The sequence below is a fragment of the Sinomonas sp. B1-1 genome, from assembly GCF_050474465.1.
GTDB classification, from domain to species: domain Bacteria; phylum Actinomycetota; class Actinomycetes; order Actinomycetales; family Micrococcaceae; genus Sinomonas; species Sinomonas flava.
This window is the reverse complement of the sequence record NZ_JBCHVF010000001.1, coordinates 649,654-666,555: the sequence shown is the minus strand read 5'-3', so window position 1 is coordinate 666,555 and position 16,902 is coordinate 649,654. Positions and strand designations below refer to the sequence as shown.

Genomic DNA, 16,902 nt, shown 5'->3' with positions numbered 1-16,902 from the left:
CATGACGGGGATCACACGCGCAAGGGGGTGTCCGGGCCCGATCGAGATGCCGCCGCGATGGGGACTCGGCGCGGGCTCGGCGCGGGCTCGGCGCGGCCGGGGTCGATTTGAAGAGGGCGGGAGCATCCGGTAGAGTAATTACTCGTGCTGAGGGGCACGGAACGGAACGGCGCGGAAAAGCGCACGGGCCGGCCGGAGTCGCCGAAGACAATGGGATATGGTGTAATTGGCAACACTACGGTTTCTGGTACCGTCATTCTAGGTTCGAGTCCTGGTATCCCAGCTCCTGATGACCGCGGGAAATCGCGGTCTGACGGTCAGGTAAAGTACACGGCCCCATCGTATAGCGGCCTAGTACGCCGCCCTCTCACGGCGGTAACGCGGGTTCGAATCCCGCTGGGGTCACGGAGGAATTCAGGCGGATGCCCGAATTCCTTCTTCTTGCCCTCCCTTGCGGGAAGGCGGAAATCCTCCCTCAGGGAGAAAAGGCGAGGCCCCATCGTATAGCGGCCTAGTACGCCGCCCTCTCACGGCGGTAACGCGGGTTCGAATCCCGCTGGGGTCACCTCGAGAAGGGCCCGGTCCTCGGACCGGGCCCTTCTGCTGTCCCGGCTGCTTCCGCGGCGTGTCGGCCGCCGGGCCGGCGAGGGAGCGTGCTGGCATGATGGGGGCGTGAGCTCTCAGATCCCATCAGGAGGCCTTCCGCCCGCAGATGCGCTCGGTCTCCTCGCGGACGTGAGAGACCGCCTCGCGGCCCTCCGCCTCCCCCTCGCAATCGCCGGGGCCGCGGACGCTCGCGCCGATGCCGCCGCAGCCGTCGCCCAGCTCGACGACTACATCGTGCCGCGCTACCGCAGCCTCGACGCACCGCTGCTTGCCGTCGTCGGCGGCTCGACGGGCGCCGGCAAGTCCACGCTCGTCAACGCGCTCGTGGGCCACCCCGTGACCCGCGTGGGCGCAGTCCGCCCGACCACCCGCCGGCCGATGCTCCTGCACCACCCCGAGGACGCGCACTGGTTCGAAGACACGCGCATCCTGCCCGGGCTCGCACGCATCCGGGGAAGCCGGACGGGGCCCGGCGTGCCCGCGCGGGCCGCCGGGCCCTCGCCGGACTCCGCGGATGCAGGCTCGATCGTCCTGCTGGGCGAAGACTCCGTCCCGCAGGGCCTGGCGCTGCTCGACGCGCCGGACGTCGACTCCGTCGCGGACGACAACCGCCGCCTGGCCAGCCAGCTCCTCTCCGCCGCCGACCTGTGGCTCTTCGTCACGACCGCGAACCGGTACGCCGATGCCGTGCCCTGGCGGATCCTTGCCGAGGCGGCCGAACGGGACATCCTCGTCGCCGTCGTGCTCGATCGGGTGCCTCCGGAGGCCGAGCAGGAGGTTTCCTCCGACCTTCTCGGCATGCTGGGACGCCGGGGCCTCGGCGACGCGCGCCTCTTCGTCGTGCCCGAAGCCCGCCTCGACGGCCTCGGCATGCTGCCCACCCGGGCCACGGCGCCGATCAGGGCCTGGCTCGAGGGCCTCGCCGAAGACGCGGCCCAGCGCTCCGCCGTGGCCCGCCGCACGCTGCACGGCGCGGTGCGGGCGCTCGCGTCACGGGTGGAGTCCGTCGCAGCCGCCGTCGACGCTCAGGACGACGCCGCACGGCAGCTCGCGTCCGACGCCGGGTCCGCCTACGGCCAGGCCCTCGCACGCATCGCCTCGGCGACGCAGGACGGCGCGCTCCTGCGCGGCGAGGTGCTGGCACGGTGGCAGGACTTCGTGGGAACGGGAGAGCTTGTGCGTGGGATCGAGCAGGGGATCGGGCGGGCGCGGGACAGGATCGGGGCGTTCCTCCGCGGCGAGCCCGCGCCCGTCGCCCGGGTCGAGACCGCCATCGAGAGCGGGCTGCTGGCGGTCATCGTCGACGAGGCGGGCACGGCCGCGGAGGACACGGACCGGCGCTGGCGCTCCGACCCGGCCGGCCGCGCCCTGCTCGGCCCCGACGACCTCTCGGCGGCCTCGCCCGGCTTCGCCGACCGTGCGGCGGGGGAGGTCCGCGCCTGGCAGGGGGCGCTGCTCGAGCTCATCCGCCGCGAGGGCGCACAGAAGCGGAGCCGGGCACGCTGGCTGTCGTTCGGCATCAACGGACTGGGCGCGGCCCTCATGATCGTCGTGTTCTCGATGACCGGCGGACTGTCCCTGGCAGAGGGCGGGATCGCGGCTGGGACGGCACTCGTGGGCCAGAAGGTCCTCGAGGCCGTGTTCGGGGAGGACACCGTCCGGCGCCTGGCCAAGGCGGCCCGCGCCGATCTGGCCGCGCGCTGCGAGCGGCTGCTCGCCGGGGAACGCCAGCGATTCGATGCGCGCTTGGACTCGGCGCGCGACGCCGGCGCCGCCGGAGACCTGCGGTCTGCGGCGGCGGGGCTGGCCCGTCTCGGAAGGGCCGCGTGAGCCGCCACCGCGGCCAGCGCCGCACGTCACGCCTCGACGACCGGCTCGAGGCCCTCAACGAAGCCCGCGAGCTCGCCGAGGGCGTCCTCCCGGCCGAGGCCCTCTCCGCGGTCTACGGGGTCCTGGACCGGGCGGCGTCGCGCCGCTCGCTCTCCCGCGAGCACACGGTCGTGGGATTCTTCGGGGCGACCGGCAGCGGGAAGTCCTCCCTCTTCAACGCTGTGCTCGGCGAGAGGATCGCGACGGCGGCCGTCACCCGCCCCACGACCGACGAGCCGCTCGCCGCGGTCTGGGGCGCCGAGGGGAGCGGGCCGCTGCTCGACTGGCTCGGCGTGGCGCGCCGTCACCTCGCCCCTCCTGTCGAGGGCTTCGCGGACGAGCGGAGCGGGATCATCCTGCTCGACCTGCCGGACTTCGACTCGACGGTCCGGGAGCACCGCGAGACGGTCGAGCGGCTCGTGGGCATGGTCGACGTCCTCGTGTGGGTCCTGGACCCCCAGAAGTACGCCGACGACGCGCTGCACGCGGGATTCCTCGCTCCGCTGGCGGGCCGCGACGCAGTCACGCTCGCGGTCCTGAACCAGACGGACCGCCTCGGCGCCGAGGATCTCCCCGACGTGCTCGCCTCCCTCCGCTCGCTGCTCGACGCGGAGGGGCTCGAGGGCGTGGACATCGTTCCCGCCTCCGCCCTCACGGGCCACGGCGTCGGCGCTGTCCGGGGCGCGATCAGGCGCGTGGCGGCCGGAAACCAGGCTGCGGCCGCCCGGCTCGCGGCCGAGGTCACCGCCGCCGCGCGCACGCTCGCGGCGGCCTCCGGTGACGGGACGCCCGCCGGCGCATCCCCCGGGTCCGTGAGGCGCCTCGCGGACCAGCTCGGCGCTGCCGCGAACGTTCCGCTCGTCGTCGAGGCCGTGCGCGCCCACACCCGCCGTGAAGCCGCCGCCCGCACCGGCTGGCCCCTCATCCGGTGGGTACGGAAGGTCGGCCGGGACCCGCTCGCACGGCTCGGCCTGACCCGGACGGGAGGCACGCCGAGCGCCAGCCGCACGTCGCTGCCCCCGCCCTCGCCGGCCGAACGGGCCCGCACGGACGCCGCCGTCCGGGGTTTCGCCGACGCCGCGAGCGAGGGGGCGCCGGGGCCGTGGCGCGCGCTCATCCGCTCGGCGGCCCGGGAGGGCCGGGACAGGCTCTCCGACGCGCTCGACCTCGCCGTCGCAGGAACCGACCTCGGCGCCAGGCGCCGCGCCTGGTGGTGGGGCCTGGCGAACGCTGTGCAATGGCTCGCCCTCGTCACGGCGGTGGGCGGCCTCGTGTGGCTGGGCGCCTTCGCGGGCCTCGGATTCCTCCAGCTGCCCGTGCCGGAGACCCCGCGCGTGGAGGGGTGGCCGGTGCCGACGCTGCTGATCGTCGCGGGCATCGTGACGGGCCTCGCCCTGTCCGTGCTCCTCGCACCGTTCGCGGCGCTGAGCGCACGACGGCGCGCGGCGAAGGCCCGCCGCAGGCTCACCGAGGCCGTGCGGAGCGTCGCGCAGCGAGAGGTCGTCGATCCGGTGCGTGAGGCGATCGGCCGTCACGCGGGGTTCGTCGCCGCGCTCGAGGACGCCCTCGGCTGACCAGGGGGCGTCTCAGGCCGCGGGCTCCGGAGGGAAGGCGGCCTGGACCTTGAGGAGCGTGCGCAGGTTCCGCGTCGTCGTGGTGGCCTTGAACTTCGGCTTGGCGGTGGCCTTGGACATCGGCGAGTCGAGTGTCGAGCCCTTCGGGCAGCGCCACGCCGTCGCGAGGGGAGACAGCCGCGTGCGCTCGTCTGTCCCGTCCCCGGCCGTCGCGTCCCACAGCTCGTCGAGTGCCGCCGGGTCGGAGGACAGCGTGATGTAGGAGTGGGTGGAGGCATCGTCGGCCGGGTAGGGGCAGGCGTCGATGAGCGACCGCACTTCGTCGCGGTCCAGGACGATGACCCACGCGTCGTAGCCGAACGCGTCCCTGAGCGCCTGCTCGACGCGGCTCTTGAGCTCCATCGCGCCCAGGCCGGTGGCGAGGACCACGTTCCCGCTCGCGAGCAGGGTGGTGACGCCCTCGACGGGGAGCGCCGAGAGCGCCTCGCGCAGCGCCGCCATCTTGACGGTGATGCCCCCGACGTTCACGCCCCGCAGGAAGACGGCGTACTCGCTCCTGACGGACATGGCACTCCTCTGGCTCGAGCCGGCAGGTCCGCTGCGCTCGGGGGCGGTCAGTCGTTGCCCTTTCGCAGGGCCTCGGTCAGGAGGCGTCCGGCGTTGCAGACCACCTCAGCATGCTGGCGGCCCGGCTGGCGGGTCAAGCGCTCGATGGGCCCGGAGATGGACACGGCCGCGATGACCCGTCCCGAGGGGCCGCGGACCGGTGCGGAGACCGAGGCGACCCCCGGCTCGCGTTCGCCGAGCGACTGGGCCCAGCCGCGCCGTCGTACGCCCGCGAGGACGGTGGGGGTGAAGCGTGCCTGGTTGAGGCCCTCGAGGAGCCGGTCGTGGTCCTCCCAGGCGACGAGGACCTGCGCCGCCGAGCCGGCCTTCATGCTGAGCTGGGTCCCGACGGGGATGGTGTCCCGCAGGCCGACCGGGCGCTCGGCCGAGGCCACGCACACGCGCCAGTCTCCCTGGCGGCGGAAGATCTGGGCGCTCTCGCCTGTCGCGTCCCGGAGCTGGACGAGGATCGGTCCGGCCGCCGCAATGAGCCTGTCCTCGCCCGCCGCCGAGGCGAGCTCGACGAGGCGGGAGCCGAGGACGAACCGACCCTGGATGTCGCGGCTCACGAGGCGGTGGTGGACCAGTGCGAGCGCGAGCCGATGGACCGTGGGGCGCGCGAGGCCGGTCGCGGCCACGAGCTGGGCCAGGGTCGTCGGTCCGGCCTCGAGGGCGTCGAGAACGAGCGCGGCCTTGTCGATCACTCCGACACCGCTAGAATTGTCCATAAGTTGATATTGGCGTCTCATTATCTGAGATGCAAGTCAGCGGAGTGGCCCCCCATGCGGAGGGCTGGTCCACTTGTAGGACAGGCGGCCCTCCAGGCCGCCGTGAGGGCGACTGCCGAAGGGAGCTGGGCCGTGGGACGCACGCTGGCCGAGAAGGTCTGGGACGCGCACGTGGTGCGCAAGGGCGAGGACGGCCAGCCCGACCTCCTCTACATCGACCTCCACCTCGTCCACGAGGTCACGTCGCCGCAGGCCTTCGAGGGACTCCGCCTCGCCGGACGCCCGCTGCGCCGGCCTGACCTCACGATCGCCACGGAGGACCACAACACCCCGACGATCGACATCGACAAGCCGATCGCCGACCCGACGAGCCGGACCCAGATCGAGACGCTGCGGACGAACTGCAGGGAGTTCGGCGTGCGCCTCCACTCCCTGGGCGACAAGGAGCAGGGCATTGTCCACGTCGTGGGCCCGCAGCTCGGCCTGACGCAGCCGGGCCTGACGATCGTCTGCGGCGACTCCCATACGTCCACCCACGGCGCCTTCGGCGCTCTCGCCATGGGCATCGGCACCTCCGAGGTCGAGCACGTCATGGCAACGCAGACCCTGCCGCTCAAGCCGTTCAAGACGATGGCCGTCACGGTCGAGGGCACCCTCAGGCCGGGCGTGAGCAGCAAGGACATCATCCTTGCCGTGATCGCGAAGATCGGCACCGGCGGCGGGCAGGGCTACGTCCTCGAGTACCGCGGGTCCGCGATCCGCGCGCTCTCCATGGAAGCGCGCATGACCATCTGCAACATGTCGATCGAGGCGGGCGCCCGCGCCGGCATGGTCGCCCCGGACGAGACCACGTACGAGTTCATGAGGGGCCGCCCCCACGCACCCCAGGGCGCAGAGTGGGACGCGGCGGTCGAGTACTGGAACACGCTGCGCACCGACGACGACGCCGTGTTCGACGCCGAGGTGTTCCTCGACGCCGACGAGCTCGAGCCGTTCGTCACATGGGGCACCAACCCGGGCCAGGGCGTGTCGCTCTCCCAGGCAGTGCCGAATCCGGACGACTTCGCCGACGAGAACGCCAAGGATGCCGCACGCCGCGCCCTCGACTACATGGGCCTCGCCGCCGGCACGCCGATGAAGGACATCCGCGTCGACACCGTCTTCCTCGGCTCCTGCACGAACTCCCGCCTCGAGGACCTGCGCGCGGCCGCGGAGATCGTCCGCGGCCGGACCAAGGATCCGAACGTGCGCATGATGGTGGTGCCCGGGTCCGCCCGCGTCCGCCTCGAAGCCGAGGCCGAGGGGCTGGACAAGGTCTTCACCGAGTTCGGCGCCGAATGGCGCTTCGCCGGGTGCTCCATGTGCCTCGGCATGAACCCGGACCAGCTGGCCCCGGGCGAGCGGTGCGCCTCGACGTCGAACCGCAACTTCGAGGGCCGCCAGGGCAAGGGCGGCCGGACGCACCTCGTCTCGCCCGTGGTCGCCGCGGCGACCGCGGTCCGCGGGACCCTGTCGTCGCCGTCGGACCTCGCCGCCGTCCCCGCCACCACCGCCGTCTAGGAAGGACCCCGCCATGGAGAAGTTCACCACCCACACCGGCATCGGCGTCCCGCTGCGGCAGAGCAACGTGGACACGGACCAGATCATCCCGGCCGTGTTCCTCAAGCGCATCACGCGCACCGGATTCGAGGACGCCCTGTTCGCCAACTGGCGCAAGGATGACTCCTTCATCCTCAACCAGGCCCCCTTCGATGCCGGCTCTGTGCTCGTGGCCGGCCCCGACTTCGGGACCGGGTCGTCCCGCGAGCACGCGGTCTGGGCGCTCAAGGACTACGGGTTCCGCGTCGTCCTGTCCTCCCGGTTCGCCGACATCTTCCGCGGCAACTCCGGCAAGCAGGGGCTCCTGGCCGCGGTCGTGGCCCAGGACGACATCGAGCTCATCTGGAAGGAGCTCGAGAACCACCCGGGGACCCAGATCACGGTCGACCTGACGTCGAAGACCGTCAGCTGCGGGAACCTCGTCGCACCGTTCGAGATCGACGACTACACGCGCTGGCGCCTGCTCGAGGGCCTGGACGACATCGGCCTCACGCTCCAGCATGCGGACGAGATCGCCGCGTACGAGGCCTCCCGGCCGTCCTTCAAGCCCACCACGCTGCCCGCCCGGACCTGATCCGAGCGCTGATCTGAGGCTCGTGTCCGGCGGTTTTCACCTCGCCGGACACGAGCTTCTATGCTTAGCAGGGTCCTGACGCCGCCCGGCGTGGGATGCAGGCAGGCTGTGGGGGCCATATTGAGGAATAGGTGCAGATGAGCAGTGTCCTGACCATCCGTGGCGGCGTTCCCCTCTCGGGGAGGGTCACCGTCCGCGGGGCGAAGAACCTCGTCCCCAAGGCCATGGTCGCGGCCCTCCTGGGCAGCGAGCCGTCCGTGCTCCGGAACGTCCCGGAGATCAAGGACGTCGAGGTCGTCACGAGCCTGCTGCAGCTGCACGGCGTGTCGGTGGAGCGTGACGAGGTCTCCGGAGACCTCACGCTCGACCCCAAGGATGCCAAGACGGCCCACGTGGCGGACATCGACGCCCACGCCGGCGACTCGCGGATCCCGATCCTGCTCTGCGGGCCGCTCATCCACGCGATCGGCGAGGCCTTCATCCCGGACCTCGGCGGATGCCGCATTGGGGACCGGCCCATCGACTACCACCTGAACGTCCTGCGCCAGTTCGGCGCCGTCGTGGACAAGCGCCCCGGCGGGATCAGCATCTCCGCGCCGCGCGGCCTGCGCGGCGCGAAGATCTCCCTCCCGTACCCGAGCGTCGGCGCAACCGAGCAGGTCCTCCTGAGCGCGACCCGCGCCGAGGGGATCACGGAGCTCTCCGGAGCGGCGACCGAGCCCGAGGTCATCGACCTCATCGCCGTGCTGCAGAAGATGGGTGCGCTCATCAGCGTCCAGTCCGACCGCACGATCAGGATCGAGGGCGTCCCCGAGCTCGGCGGGTACCGGCACCGCGCCCTCCCGGACCGCAACGAGGCCGCCTCGTGGGCCTCGGCGGCGCTCGCGACCCGCGGCGACATCTTCGTCGAAGGCGCGAGCCAGCGGGACATGATGACGTTCCTGAACGTCTTCCGGAAGCTCGGCGGCGGCCTGGCGATCGAGGACGACGGGATCCGCTTCTACCACCGCGGCGGAAAGCTCTCCCCGCTCGTCCTCGAAACCGACGTCCACCCCGGCTTCATGACCGACTGGCAGCAGCCGCTCGTCGTCGCCCTCACCCAGGCCGAGGGCGTCTCGATCGTCCACGAGACGGTGTACGAGAACCGGTTCGGCTTCACCGAGGCGCTGCGCCGCATGGGGGCCACCATCCAGGTCCACCGCGAGTGCCTCGGCAGTGTCCCGTGCCGGTTCGGCCAGCGCAACTTCCTCCACTCGGCCGTGATCTCCGGCCCCACCAGGCTGCACGGGGCGGACTTCGACATCCCGGACCTCCGCGGGGGCTTCAGCCACCTCATCGCGGCTCTCGCCGCCGAGGGCGTCTCCCGCGCGACCGGCATCGACGTCATCAAGCGCGGCTACGAGCACTTCACGGACAAGCTCGCGGCGCTGGGCGCAGACTTCGACCTCGAGGAGGCCCGGTGAGCGCAGGACCCGTGAAGGGGGGCACGAGCGAGACGGCGGGGGAGCGGTTCGCGTTCGCCGTGGCAGCCACCATCGTGCGGCCGCTGATGAACTTCCTGATGGCCAAGGAGTGGCGCGGCACCGAGCGGCTCCGGGACCTGCCCGGCGGTGGCGGCTTCATCGCGTGCCCCAACCACTGCACGGAGATCGACCCGCTCACGGTGGGGCACATGCTCTACAACCACGGCCGGGCGCCGCACTTCCTCGCCAAGGCGGGCCTGTTCAAGCCGCCCGTGCTCGGGCAGATCATGCGCGGCACCAAGCAGATCCCGGTCGAGCGCGGCGGGGCAGGCGCGGGCACGTCCCTCGAGGTGGCGCGCCAGGTCATCGACGAGGGCGGGGCCATCATCGTGTACCCCGAGGGGACCCTGACGAGGGACCCCGCACTCTGGCCGATGAAGGGCCACACCGGCGCAGCGCGGCTCGCGCTCAAGACAGGTGCACCGGTGGTCCCGATCGCCCACTGGGGCGACCACGAGGTCTTCCCCCGGTATGCCAAGCGCTTCCACCTCTTCCCGCGCAAGAAGGCGGTCGTCCTCGTGGGCGAGCCGGTGGACCTGAGCGACCTCCAGGACCGGCCGATGGACAAGACGACCCTCGTCGAAGCCACGGACCGGATCATGGACGCCATCACGGCCCTCCTCGCCGAGCTGCGCGGCGAGGAGCCCCCGGCCGAGCGCTGGGACCCCAGCGCGCACCAGCAGAGCCTGCACGGCCGCGACGTCGAGCGCGGTTCCAGGGCCGCGCGGCAGCCGAACCGTCAGGCCGGCCCGGCCGAAGCGCCCGACGACGCCGGGCGGAGCGCGTGAGCGCACCGCACCCGGGGCTGGGGGAGCCACTGGGCCGCGGCCCGCTGCGGCGCATCGCCGTGATGGGCGCGGGCAGCTGGGGGACCACCTTCGCGAAGGTCCTCGGGGACGCCGCGGCGAGCCACGGTGCTGACCGGACGATCAGCGTCTGGGGACGGAGCCCCGAGGTCGTCGCAGACATCAACGCGCACCGCAATGCCAAGTACCTCGATGAGATCGACCTCCCGGGCGCCATCACCGCCTCGACTGACCCGGCCGAGGTCCTCGGCGGAGCCCAGCTCGTCGTGCTCGCGGTTCCGGCACAGTCCCTGCGGGAACAGCTGCTCCTCTGGCGGGGCCACATCCCGGATGGCGCCATCGTCATGTCCCTCATGAAGGGCCTCGAGATCGGCACCGACAAGCGCATGAGCGAGGTCATCGCCGACGTCGCGTCCATTCCGGCAGAGCGCATCGCGGTGCTCTCGGGCCCCAACCTCGCCCTCGAGATCGCCCGGTGCGAGCCGACCGCGTCCGTCGTCGCCTGCAGCGATCCCGAGGTCGCCCACTGGATCGCCGAGGCCTGCACTGCGCCCTACTTCCGCCCCTACATGAGCACCGACGTGGTGGGAGTCGAGATCGGCGGGATCGTCAAGAACGTCATCGCCCTCGCCGTCGGGATCTGCGAGGGCAAGAGCATGGGCGACAACACCAAGGCCACCGTCATCACCCGCGGCCTGGCGGAGACCACCAGGCTCGCCGTCGCGCTCGGCGGCGACCCCCAGACCATGGCCGGGCTCGCCGGCCTCGGGGACCTCGTGGCCACGTGCTCGTCGAAGCTCTCCCGCAACCACACCGCCGGCACCCTCCTCGGACAGGGACTCAGCGTCGAGGAGGTCGGCCTCCGCATGACTCAGGTGGCCGAGGGCATCAAGTCCGCGGCGGCCGTGCACGAGCTCGCGCAGCGGCACGGCGTGGACATGCCCATCACGGCCGCGGTCGTGGCGGTGCTCAAGGGCAGGCTGCCCGTGGACCAGCTCGAACCGCTGCTGCTCGCGAGGCAGCTCAAGTCAGAAGGCGACTGAACAGTGACAGACTCAAGGAAGATCCGCGTCGCACTGCTCTTCGGGGGGCGCTCGAGTGAGCACGCCGTGAGCTGCGTGACCGCGGCCGGGGTGATGGGCGCCATCGACACGGACAAGTACGAGGTCGTGCCTGTCGGCATCACCCGCCGCGGCCAGTGGGTCCTCTCGGACGGCGACTGGCACCAGTGGGCGCTCAACACCGGGCACGCACCCGAGGTGTCGCCCGCCCAGGCCACGGTCCAGCTGGCGGAGGGGGGCGGCAGGCCGCGGCTCGTGGTCTCCGAGCCCAACCGCGTTCCGCGCGAGCTGGGGGACGTCGACGTCGTCTTCCCCCTCCTCCACGGTGCATTCGGAGAGGACGGGACCGTCCAGGGGCTCCTCGAGCTCGCCGACGTCCGGTACGTCGGGGCGGGCGTGCTCGCTTCGGCTGTCGGCATGGACAAGCACTTCATGAAGGTCGCCTTCGAGGCTGCCGGACTCGCGGTCGGGCCGTACGTTGCGGTGACCGACAGGCAGTGGCGCCGAGACCCGCAGTCGGTGCGCGACGCCGTCGGCCGCCTTGGCTACCCGGTCTTCGTCAAGCCGTGCCGGGCCGGCTCCTCGGTGGGGATCTCGAGGGTGGAGGGCCCCGAGGGCCTCGACGCGGCCATCGAGGAGGCGCGCCGCCATGACCTGCGGCTCGTCATCGAGGCCGGGATCGTGGGCCGGGAGATCGAGTGCGGCGTCCTCGAGGGACGGGGCTGCGACGCGCCCCGGACCTCCCTCCCCGGCGAGGTCGCGGTCCGGAAGGACGGCCACTCCTTCTACGACTTCGAGGCCAAGTACGTCGAGGACGACGCCGCCGCGCTCTCCTGCCCCGCGGACCTCCCTGAGGAGGCGATCGCCCGGGTGCGCGAGCTCGCGGCCGTGGCGTTCGACGCCGTGGCGGCCGAGGGCCTGAGCCGTGTCGACTTCTTCTACACACCCGAGGGCGAGTTCGTCATCAACGAGATCAACACGATGCCGGGATTCACGCCCATCAGCATGTACCCGCAGATGTGGGCCGCGACGGGCATGTCCTACCCCGAGCTCATCGACGAGCTCATCCAGCTCGCCCTGGCGCGCCCCACCGGGCTGCGCTAGCCCTTCGCGGGCAGGCTCGCGAGGTCCTCCTGGCCCACGCAGTGGCGCGCGGCCGGGACCTTCGAGACCGCCGAGGAGAGGCTCGCGAGCACGGTCGCGGAGCTGATGCGGTCATTGTCCAGGAGGAGCTCAGTCGCCGGTTCGCGCCCGAAGGTCGTCAGGGTGTAGTACTTGTCGCCCTCCTTGATGACCCAGTCGACGCCGTTGACGCTCACGCAGCGGTCGGTGGTCGGCCCGGGCGAGGCGACTCCGCAGCGGAGCACGACGGCGGAAGGGTCGCCCCACGCTGCGGTCGCCTGGCTCGTGGTCTTGCGGAGGGCCGCATCCCCGAGCGTGTCCGGAAGGGCGAGCATGAGGGGCGCGCACGCGGGGTTCGCAGCGTCCGGCGCTGCCTGGACAGAGACGGGGGAGGAGCATCCCGCGAGGAGGGCCGCTGCGGCGACGAGGGCGACGGGGGCCGCGCGCCTGATCATGCGTGCGGGGCGACGGCGTGCGGACATGCTTCTCCATCCGGAACTCGAGGGGTCCATCCAGCGTACCGCCCGGGATGGCGGCCGGGTGCCGGACTAGGCTGGGGGCGTGACCGAGACCCAGAGGAGAACGATCCGCGTCCGCGAGCTGAGCGAGGCGGAGCTCCTGGCGAGGATCTTCCCCCGGCTCGCCGTCCTGGGCTCCGCGCTCCTGGGCCCGGGCGACGACGCCGCGGTCATCGCTGCCCCCGACGGGCGCGTGGTCGTGAGCACGGACACCCAGACCCAGGACCAGGACTTCCGCCTCGTCTGGCCCTCCGGCTACCGCAGCTCGGGGCAGGACGTGGGGTGGAAGGCCGCTGCCCAGAACCTGAGCGACATCAACGCGATGGGTGCCGTCGCGACCGCCATGGTGGTGAGCCTCACCCTCCCCGACGACACCGAGGCGGCGTGGGTCGAGGGGCTCGCGGACGGACTCGTCGACGCCGTGCGGTCCCTGGGCGCCACGGGGTGCACGGTCGCAGGCGGAGACCTCGGCCGCGGCGGCGAACTGTCCGTGACCGTGACCGTGCTCGGAAGCCTCGAGGGCAGGGACCCTGTGCTTCGGTCTGGCGCGCGCCCCGGGGACCGGCTCGCCGTCGCCGGCCGCGTGGGCGACGCCGCCGCCGGCCTTGCGCTCCTCGAGCACGGGCCCGGACACGAGACGCTGGGCCCGGACCTCGCCTCCGTCGTGGCCGCCCACTGCCGCCCCTGGCCGCCGCTCGCCGCGGGACCGGCGGCCGCCGCGGCAGGAGCGCACGCGCTCATGGACCTCTCCGACGGCCTGCTCAAGGACGGCGACCGCATGGCGCGGGCGAGCGGCGTCGTGCTGGACCTCGACCCGGCGGCGCTGGAGGAGCATGCCGGCAGGCTCGCCGCGCCAGCGGCGGCGGTGGGCGCGGACCCGCTCGCATGGGTCCTCGGCGGCGGGGAGGACCACGGCCTTCTCGCCGCATTCCCTGCCGCGTCCCAGCTCCCGGAGGGCTTCGCTGCGATAGGCTCGGTGCTGCCTGCGAACGGCGGGACCGGCGGGGTCGCCATCGGCGGGCGCCCTGTGCAACCGAGCGGATGGGATCACTTTGCACGCTAAGATCGCCTCGAACGCAACGGCCATGCGCCGCTGGCTCGCGGATGCGGAGACCGTGCTCGCCAACCACAGCGACCGCCTCAATGCGATCAACATCTTCCCCGTCGCCGACGGCGACACGGGCACCAACCTCTACCACACGGTCAGGGCGGCGGCGCTCGCCGCGGCCGGGGACCCGCGCACGGACCTGGGCGAGCTCCTCGGGGGGGCAGGGCAGGCTGCCATGGAGGAGGCCTGGGGCAACTCCGGAACGCTCTTCGCGGTGTTCCTCGACGCCTTCGCCGCCTCCCTCAAAGGACACACACGGCTCAGCGGGCCGCTGCTCGCCACCGCGCTCCACCGGGCGCAGATCCGGGCGTGGTCGGCGCTGAGCGAGCCGGTCTCCGGGACCATGCTCTCGGTCCTCGAGGCCGCCGCGGAGGGCGCCGCCTCGACCGAAGCATCGGAAGCCGGCGCGGACAGCAACCACGCGCTCGCGGCGGCGCTCGACGCCGTGGTGGAGTCGGCCCTCGGCGCCGTGGTCGACACCGAGGCGCAGCTCGGCGTGCTCACGAGCGCCCGGGTGGTCGACGCCGGCGGTGTCGGCCTCCTCCTTGTCCTCGCCGCGCTGCGCTCCGCCGTTCTCGGGGAGGGCCTCGCCGAGGACACCCTCGAAGCGCTGCACGGCTTCCGGGTCCAGGACCCGCACATCCACGCCGACCAGCCGGAGGCGCTGGGCGTCGAGCTCATGTGCACCGTGACCCTGAGCCCGCTCGACGCGGCCGGCCTGCGCCAGCGCCTGGACGAGATCGGCGACTCCGTCATCATGAGCCCGGTCGGCGCGTTCGACGACGGTTCGGGGGTCTGCCGCTGGCGGGTGCACGTCCACGTCGCGGACCCGGACGAGGCCCTCGCCCTCATCCGGTCTGTGGGAGAGCCTGAAAGGGTTGCGTTCACGGAGCTCCACGCCGCGGATCCGGCGGCGGCGGACCGGCGTGAGGCGGACCGGCTGGCAGAGGGCGGGCCGCGTGCCAGCTGAGCGTGACCGTGACCTCGGGCGGCTGCTGGGGGCACCCTCCGCCAGGAAGCTCAAGGACCAGCTGGGGCTCACGACGGCGGGCGACCTCCTCGACTACTTCCCGCGCCGCTACGCCCAGCGGGGCGAGCTGACCCCGATCGCCCAGCTGCCGCTCGACGAGGACGTGACCCTCCTGGCCCGGGTCGTGAAGGCGCAGAGCCGGCGGATGGCGACGCGCAAGGGCAGCATTACCGAGGTCCTTGTGACCGATGGATCCTCGCCAGGGGGCTACGACGGCCGCCTCGACACGATCAGCCTCACCTTCTTCAACAGCTTCGCCGCGTCCCGGCAGCTCGTCCCGGGGACGGTGGCCATGTTCTCGGGCCGCGTGGGCCGCTACCGCGGAAACCTCCAGCTGACCAACCCCGAGTACGTGCTCCTCGACGACGAGGACGATGCCGGGCTCAGCGCCGAGGAGCTGGCCGAGCGCCCCATTCCGGTCTACCCGGCCACCGCCAAGCTGCCGAGCTGGAAGATCGCCAAGTCCACCGCGACGCTCCTGGGGCAGATCGACCTCGAGGCCCTGGCCGACCCCCTCCCCGACGAGCTGCGGCGCCGCCACCGGCTGCCGGGGATCGCCGACGCGTACCGCATGATCCACACGCCGGCGAGCATGGACGAGTGCACGCGTGCCCGCCGCCGCTTCCAGTACGAGGAGGCGCTCGTGCTCCAGACAGCTCTCGCGCGCCGCCGTGCGCAGCACGCGCTCCTGCCCTCCCGGCCCAGCCCCGCGCGGCGCGGCGGCCTCCTCGACGCCTTCGACGCCCAGCTGCCGTTCGAGCTCACCGCAGGGCAGCGGGAGGTGGGCGAGGAGCTCGCCGCCGAGCTCGCGGCCGCGCACCCCATGAACCGCCTGCTGCAGGGCGAAGTGGGTTCGGGCAAGACTGTGGTCGCGCTGCGGGCGATGCTCCAGGTCGTCGACGACGGGGGCCAGGCCGCGCTCCTTGCGCCCACCGAGGTGCTCGCCGCCCAGCACCACGAGTCGATCCGGCGCACCCTCGGTCCCCTCCTGAGGGACGGGATGCTGGGGGCCGCCGACGGCGTGGAGGTCGTCCTGCTCACGGGCGGGCAGAGCTCGGCGGAGCGCAAGCGCGCACTGCTGTCTGCAGCGAGCGGACAGGCCGGGATCGTGGTGGGCACCCACGCGCTGCTGTCCGAGCAGGTCCAGTTCGCCGACCTCGGGCTCGTTGTCGTGGACGAGCAGCACCGCTTCGGCGTGGAGCAGCGCGACGCGCTGCGCGCCAAGAGCCTCGCAACCCCCCACCTCCTCGTCATGACGGCGACGCCCATTCCCCGCACCGTGGCGATGACCGTCTTCGGCGACCTCGAGACGTCCGTGCTGCGCGAGCTCCCGGCGGGCCGGGCGCCCATCGCGACCCACGTCGTCGGCCTCGTCGAGAACCCCGCGTGGGAGCGCCGCATCTGGGCCCGGGCCCGCGAGGAGATCGACGCCGGCCGGCAGGTCTACGTCGTCTGCCCGACCATCGGCGAGGCGGGAGAGGACGAGGGCGACCTCGACGCGCTCGACGAGGCCACGTGGGGCGATTCTGCCCTTGCAGCCTCGGCGGGGGAGCCGCCGCCGGCGGTCTCGGTCGCCGCGGCGGCCGCGCAGCTGGCCCAGGAGCCGGCCCTGTCCGGGACCACGCTGGGCATCCTGCACGGCCGCCTCGACGCGGGGGACAAGGCGGCGGCGATGGAGTCCTTCGCCGCCGGGCGCACAGACCTCCTCATCGCGACCACGGTGGTCGAGGTCGGGGTCGACGTGCCGAACGCCACCCTCATGGTCGTGCTCGACGCCGACCGGTTCGGCATCGCCCAGCTCCACCAGCTCCGTGGCCGGGTGGGCCGCGGAGGGTTCCCCGGGACCTGCCTCCTCGTGACCTCGCTCGAGCCCGGGCACCCGAGCCGCGAGCGCCTCGAGGCGGTCGCTTCCAGCACCGACGGATTCGTCCTCGCGCAGAAGGACCTCGAGCACCGCCGCGAGGGCGACATCCTGGGAGCCACCCAGTCTGGACGCCGGTCCACCCTCCGCCTCCTGCGCGTCCTGCGCGACGCCGAGGTGATCGAGCTGGCGCGCGGAGATGCGCTCGCCATCGTCGGGGACGACCCTTCCCTCGAACGCCACGCACCGCTGCGCGACGCCATCGAGGCCTACCTCGAGCCTGAGAAGGAGGTGTTCCTCGAACGTGGCTGATGCAG

Annotated in this window: 14 protein-coding genes and 3 tRNA genes; 14 read left to right on the top strand and 3 right to left on the bottom strand. The window is 72.6% G+C overall.

Annotated features, from left to right (window positions below; translation table 11 throughout):
- The first annotated feature begins 211 nt into the window (after positions 1 to 211).
- From ACQ5BE_RS03140 to ACQ5BE_RS03120, 5 genes are all read left to right on the top strand, one after another.
- Positions 212 to 283: transfer RNA gene (locus ACQ5BE_RS03140), tRNA-Gln, on the top strand.
- Positions 284 to 332: 49 nt separating this feature from the next.
- Positions 333 to 405: transfer RNA gene (locus tag ACQ5BE_RS03135), tRNA-Glu, on the top strand.
- Positions 406 to 492: 87 nt separating this feature from the next.
- Positions 493 to 565, top strand: a tRNA-Glu gene (locus ACQ5BE_RS03130).
- A gap of 107 nt (positions 566 to 672) precedes the next feature.
- On the top strand, positions 673 to 2,436 hold the full coding sequence (locus tag ACQ5BE_RS03125) for a dynamin family protein (protein ID WP_430295431.1): 1,764 nt from the start codon (positions 673 to 675) through the stop codon (positions 2,434 to 2,436).
- The gene (locus ACQ5BE_RS03120; RefSeq protein ID WP_430295430.1) at positions 2,433 to 4,049 is read left to right on the top strand and encodes a GTPase; all 1,617 of its coding nucleotides are present in this window, start codon (positions 2,433 to 2,435) and stop codon (positions 4,047 to 4,049) included. Before ACQ5BE_RS03125 ends, ACQ5BE_RS03120 begins: the two co-directional genes overlap by 4 nt.
- A 12-nt stretch (positions 4,050 to 4,061) precedes the next feature.
- On the opposite strand, the gene ACQ5BE_RS03115 is transcribed toward ACQ5BE_RS03120, so the two are convergent.
- Positions 4,062 to 4,616, bottom strand: coding sequence for a DUF1697 domain-containing protein (locus ACQ5BE_RS03115; RefSeq protein ID WP_430295429.1), 555 nt, complete (start codon positions 4,614 to 4,616; stop codon positions 4,062 to 4,064).
- A 47-nt stretch (positions 4,617 to 4,663) separates the two neighbouring features.
- A complete protein-coding gene (locus tag ACQ5BE_RS03110) occupies positions 4,664 to 5,383 on the bottom strand; it encodes an IclR family transcriptional regulator (protein ID WP_208709018.1) in 720 nt (239 codons plus the stop codon).
- Positions 5,384 to 5,515: 132 nt separating this feature from the next.
- Between ACQ5BE_RS03110 and leuC the strand changes: the two genes are divergently transcribed.
- From leuC to ACQ5BE_RS03080, 6 genes are all read left to right on the top strand, one after another.
- Positions 5,516 to 6,943: a 3-isopropylmalate dehydratase large subunit gene (gene leuC, locus ACQ5BE_RS03105; protein ID WP_430295428.1), complete on the top strand. Its 1,428-nt coding sequence runs from the start codon at positions 5,516 to 5,518 to the stop codon at positions 6,941 to 6,943.
- Positions 6,944 to 6,956: 13 nt separating this feature from the next.
- Complete coding sequence (leuD, locus tag ACQ5BE_RS03100) at positions 6,957 to 7,556, top strand: 3-isopropylmalate dehydratase small subunit (protein WP_413247949.1); 600 nt, start codon at positions 6,957 to 6,959, stop codon at positions 7,554 to 7,556.
- A gap of 137 nt (positions 7,557 to 7,693) precedes the next feature.
- Complete coding sequence (gene murA, locus ACQ5BE_RS03095) at positions 7,694 to 9,019, top strand: UDP-N-acetylglucosamine 1-carboxyvinyltransferase (RefSeq protein ID WP_430295427.1); 1,326 nt, start codon at positions 7,694 to 7,696, stop codon at positions 9,017 to 9,019.
- 86 nt (positions 9,020 to 9,105) lie between these two features.
- The gene (locus ACQ5BE_RS03090) at positions 9,106 to 9,867 is read left to right on the top strand and encodes a lysophospholipid acyltransferase family protein (protein ID WP_430295766.1); all 762 of its coding nucleotides are present in this window, start codon (positions 9,106 to 9,108) and stop codon (positions 9,865 to 9,867) included.
- Positions 9,864 to 10,928: an NAD(P)H-dependent glycerol-3-phosphate dehydrogenase gene (locus ACQ5BE_RS03085; RefSeq protein WP_430295426.1), complete on the top strand. Its 1,065-nt coding sequence runs from the start codon at positions 9,864 to 9,866 to the stop codon at positions 10,926 to 10,928. The genes ACQ5BE_RS03090 and ACQ5BE_RS03085 overlap by 4 nt, the downstream gene beginning before the upstream one ends.
- A 3-nt stretch (positions 10,929 to 10,931) precedes the next feature.
- Positions 10,932 to 12,050 carry a D-alanine--D-alanine ligase family protein gene (locus ACQ5BE_RS03080; protein WP_430295425.1) on the top strand — a complete coding sequence of 373 codons (1,119 nt, stop codon included), beginning with the start codon at positions 10,932 to 10,934 and terminating at the stop codon, positions 12,048 to 12,050.
- Here the strand turns inward: ACQ5BE_RS03080 and ACQ5BE_RS03075 are convergent.
- Entirely contained in the window at positions 12,047 to 12,550 is a 504-nt protein-coding gene (locus ACQ5BE_RS03075) for a DUF3515 domain-containing protein (RefSeq protein ID WP_430295424.1), read from the bottom strand. The genes ACQ5BE_RS03080 and ACQ5BE_RS03075 overlap by 4 nt on opposite strands.
- 79 nt (positions 12,551 to 12,629) lie before the next feature.
- On the opposite strand from ACQ5BE_RS03075, the gene ACQ5BE_RS03070 reads away from it, so the two are divergent.
- Genes ACQ5BE_RS03070 through ACQ5BE_RS03060 form a run of 3 tightly spaced genes read left to right on the top strand, consistent with a single transcriptional unit; the run spans position 12,630 to position 16,897 of the window.
- Positions 12,630 to 13,649 carry a thiamine-phosphate kinase gene (locus ACQ5BE_RS03070; protein WP_430295423.1) on the top strand — a complete coding sequence of 340 codons (1,020 nt, stop codon included), beginning with the start codon at positions 12,630 to 12,632 and terminating at the stop codon, positions 13,647 to 13,649.
- A gap of 22 nt (positions 13,650 to 13,671) precedes the next feature.
- A complete protein-coding gene (locus tag ACQ5BE_RS03065; RefSeq protein WP_413251005.1) occupies positions 13,672 to 14,664 on the top strand; it encodes a DAK2 domain-containing protein in 993 nt (330 codons plus the stop codon).
- On the top strand, positions 14,654 to 16,897 hold the full coding sequence (locus ACQ5BE_RS03060) for an ATP-dependent DNA helicase RecG (protein ID WP_430295422.1): 2,244 nt from the start codon (positions 14,654 to 14,656) through the stop codon (positions 16,895 to 16,897). Before ACQ5BE_RS03065 ends, ACQ5BE_RS03060 begins: the two co-directional genes overlap by 11 nt.
- The last annotated feature ends 5 nt before the right edge of the window (positions 16,898 to 16,902 follow it).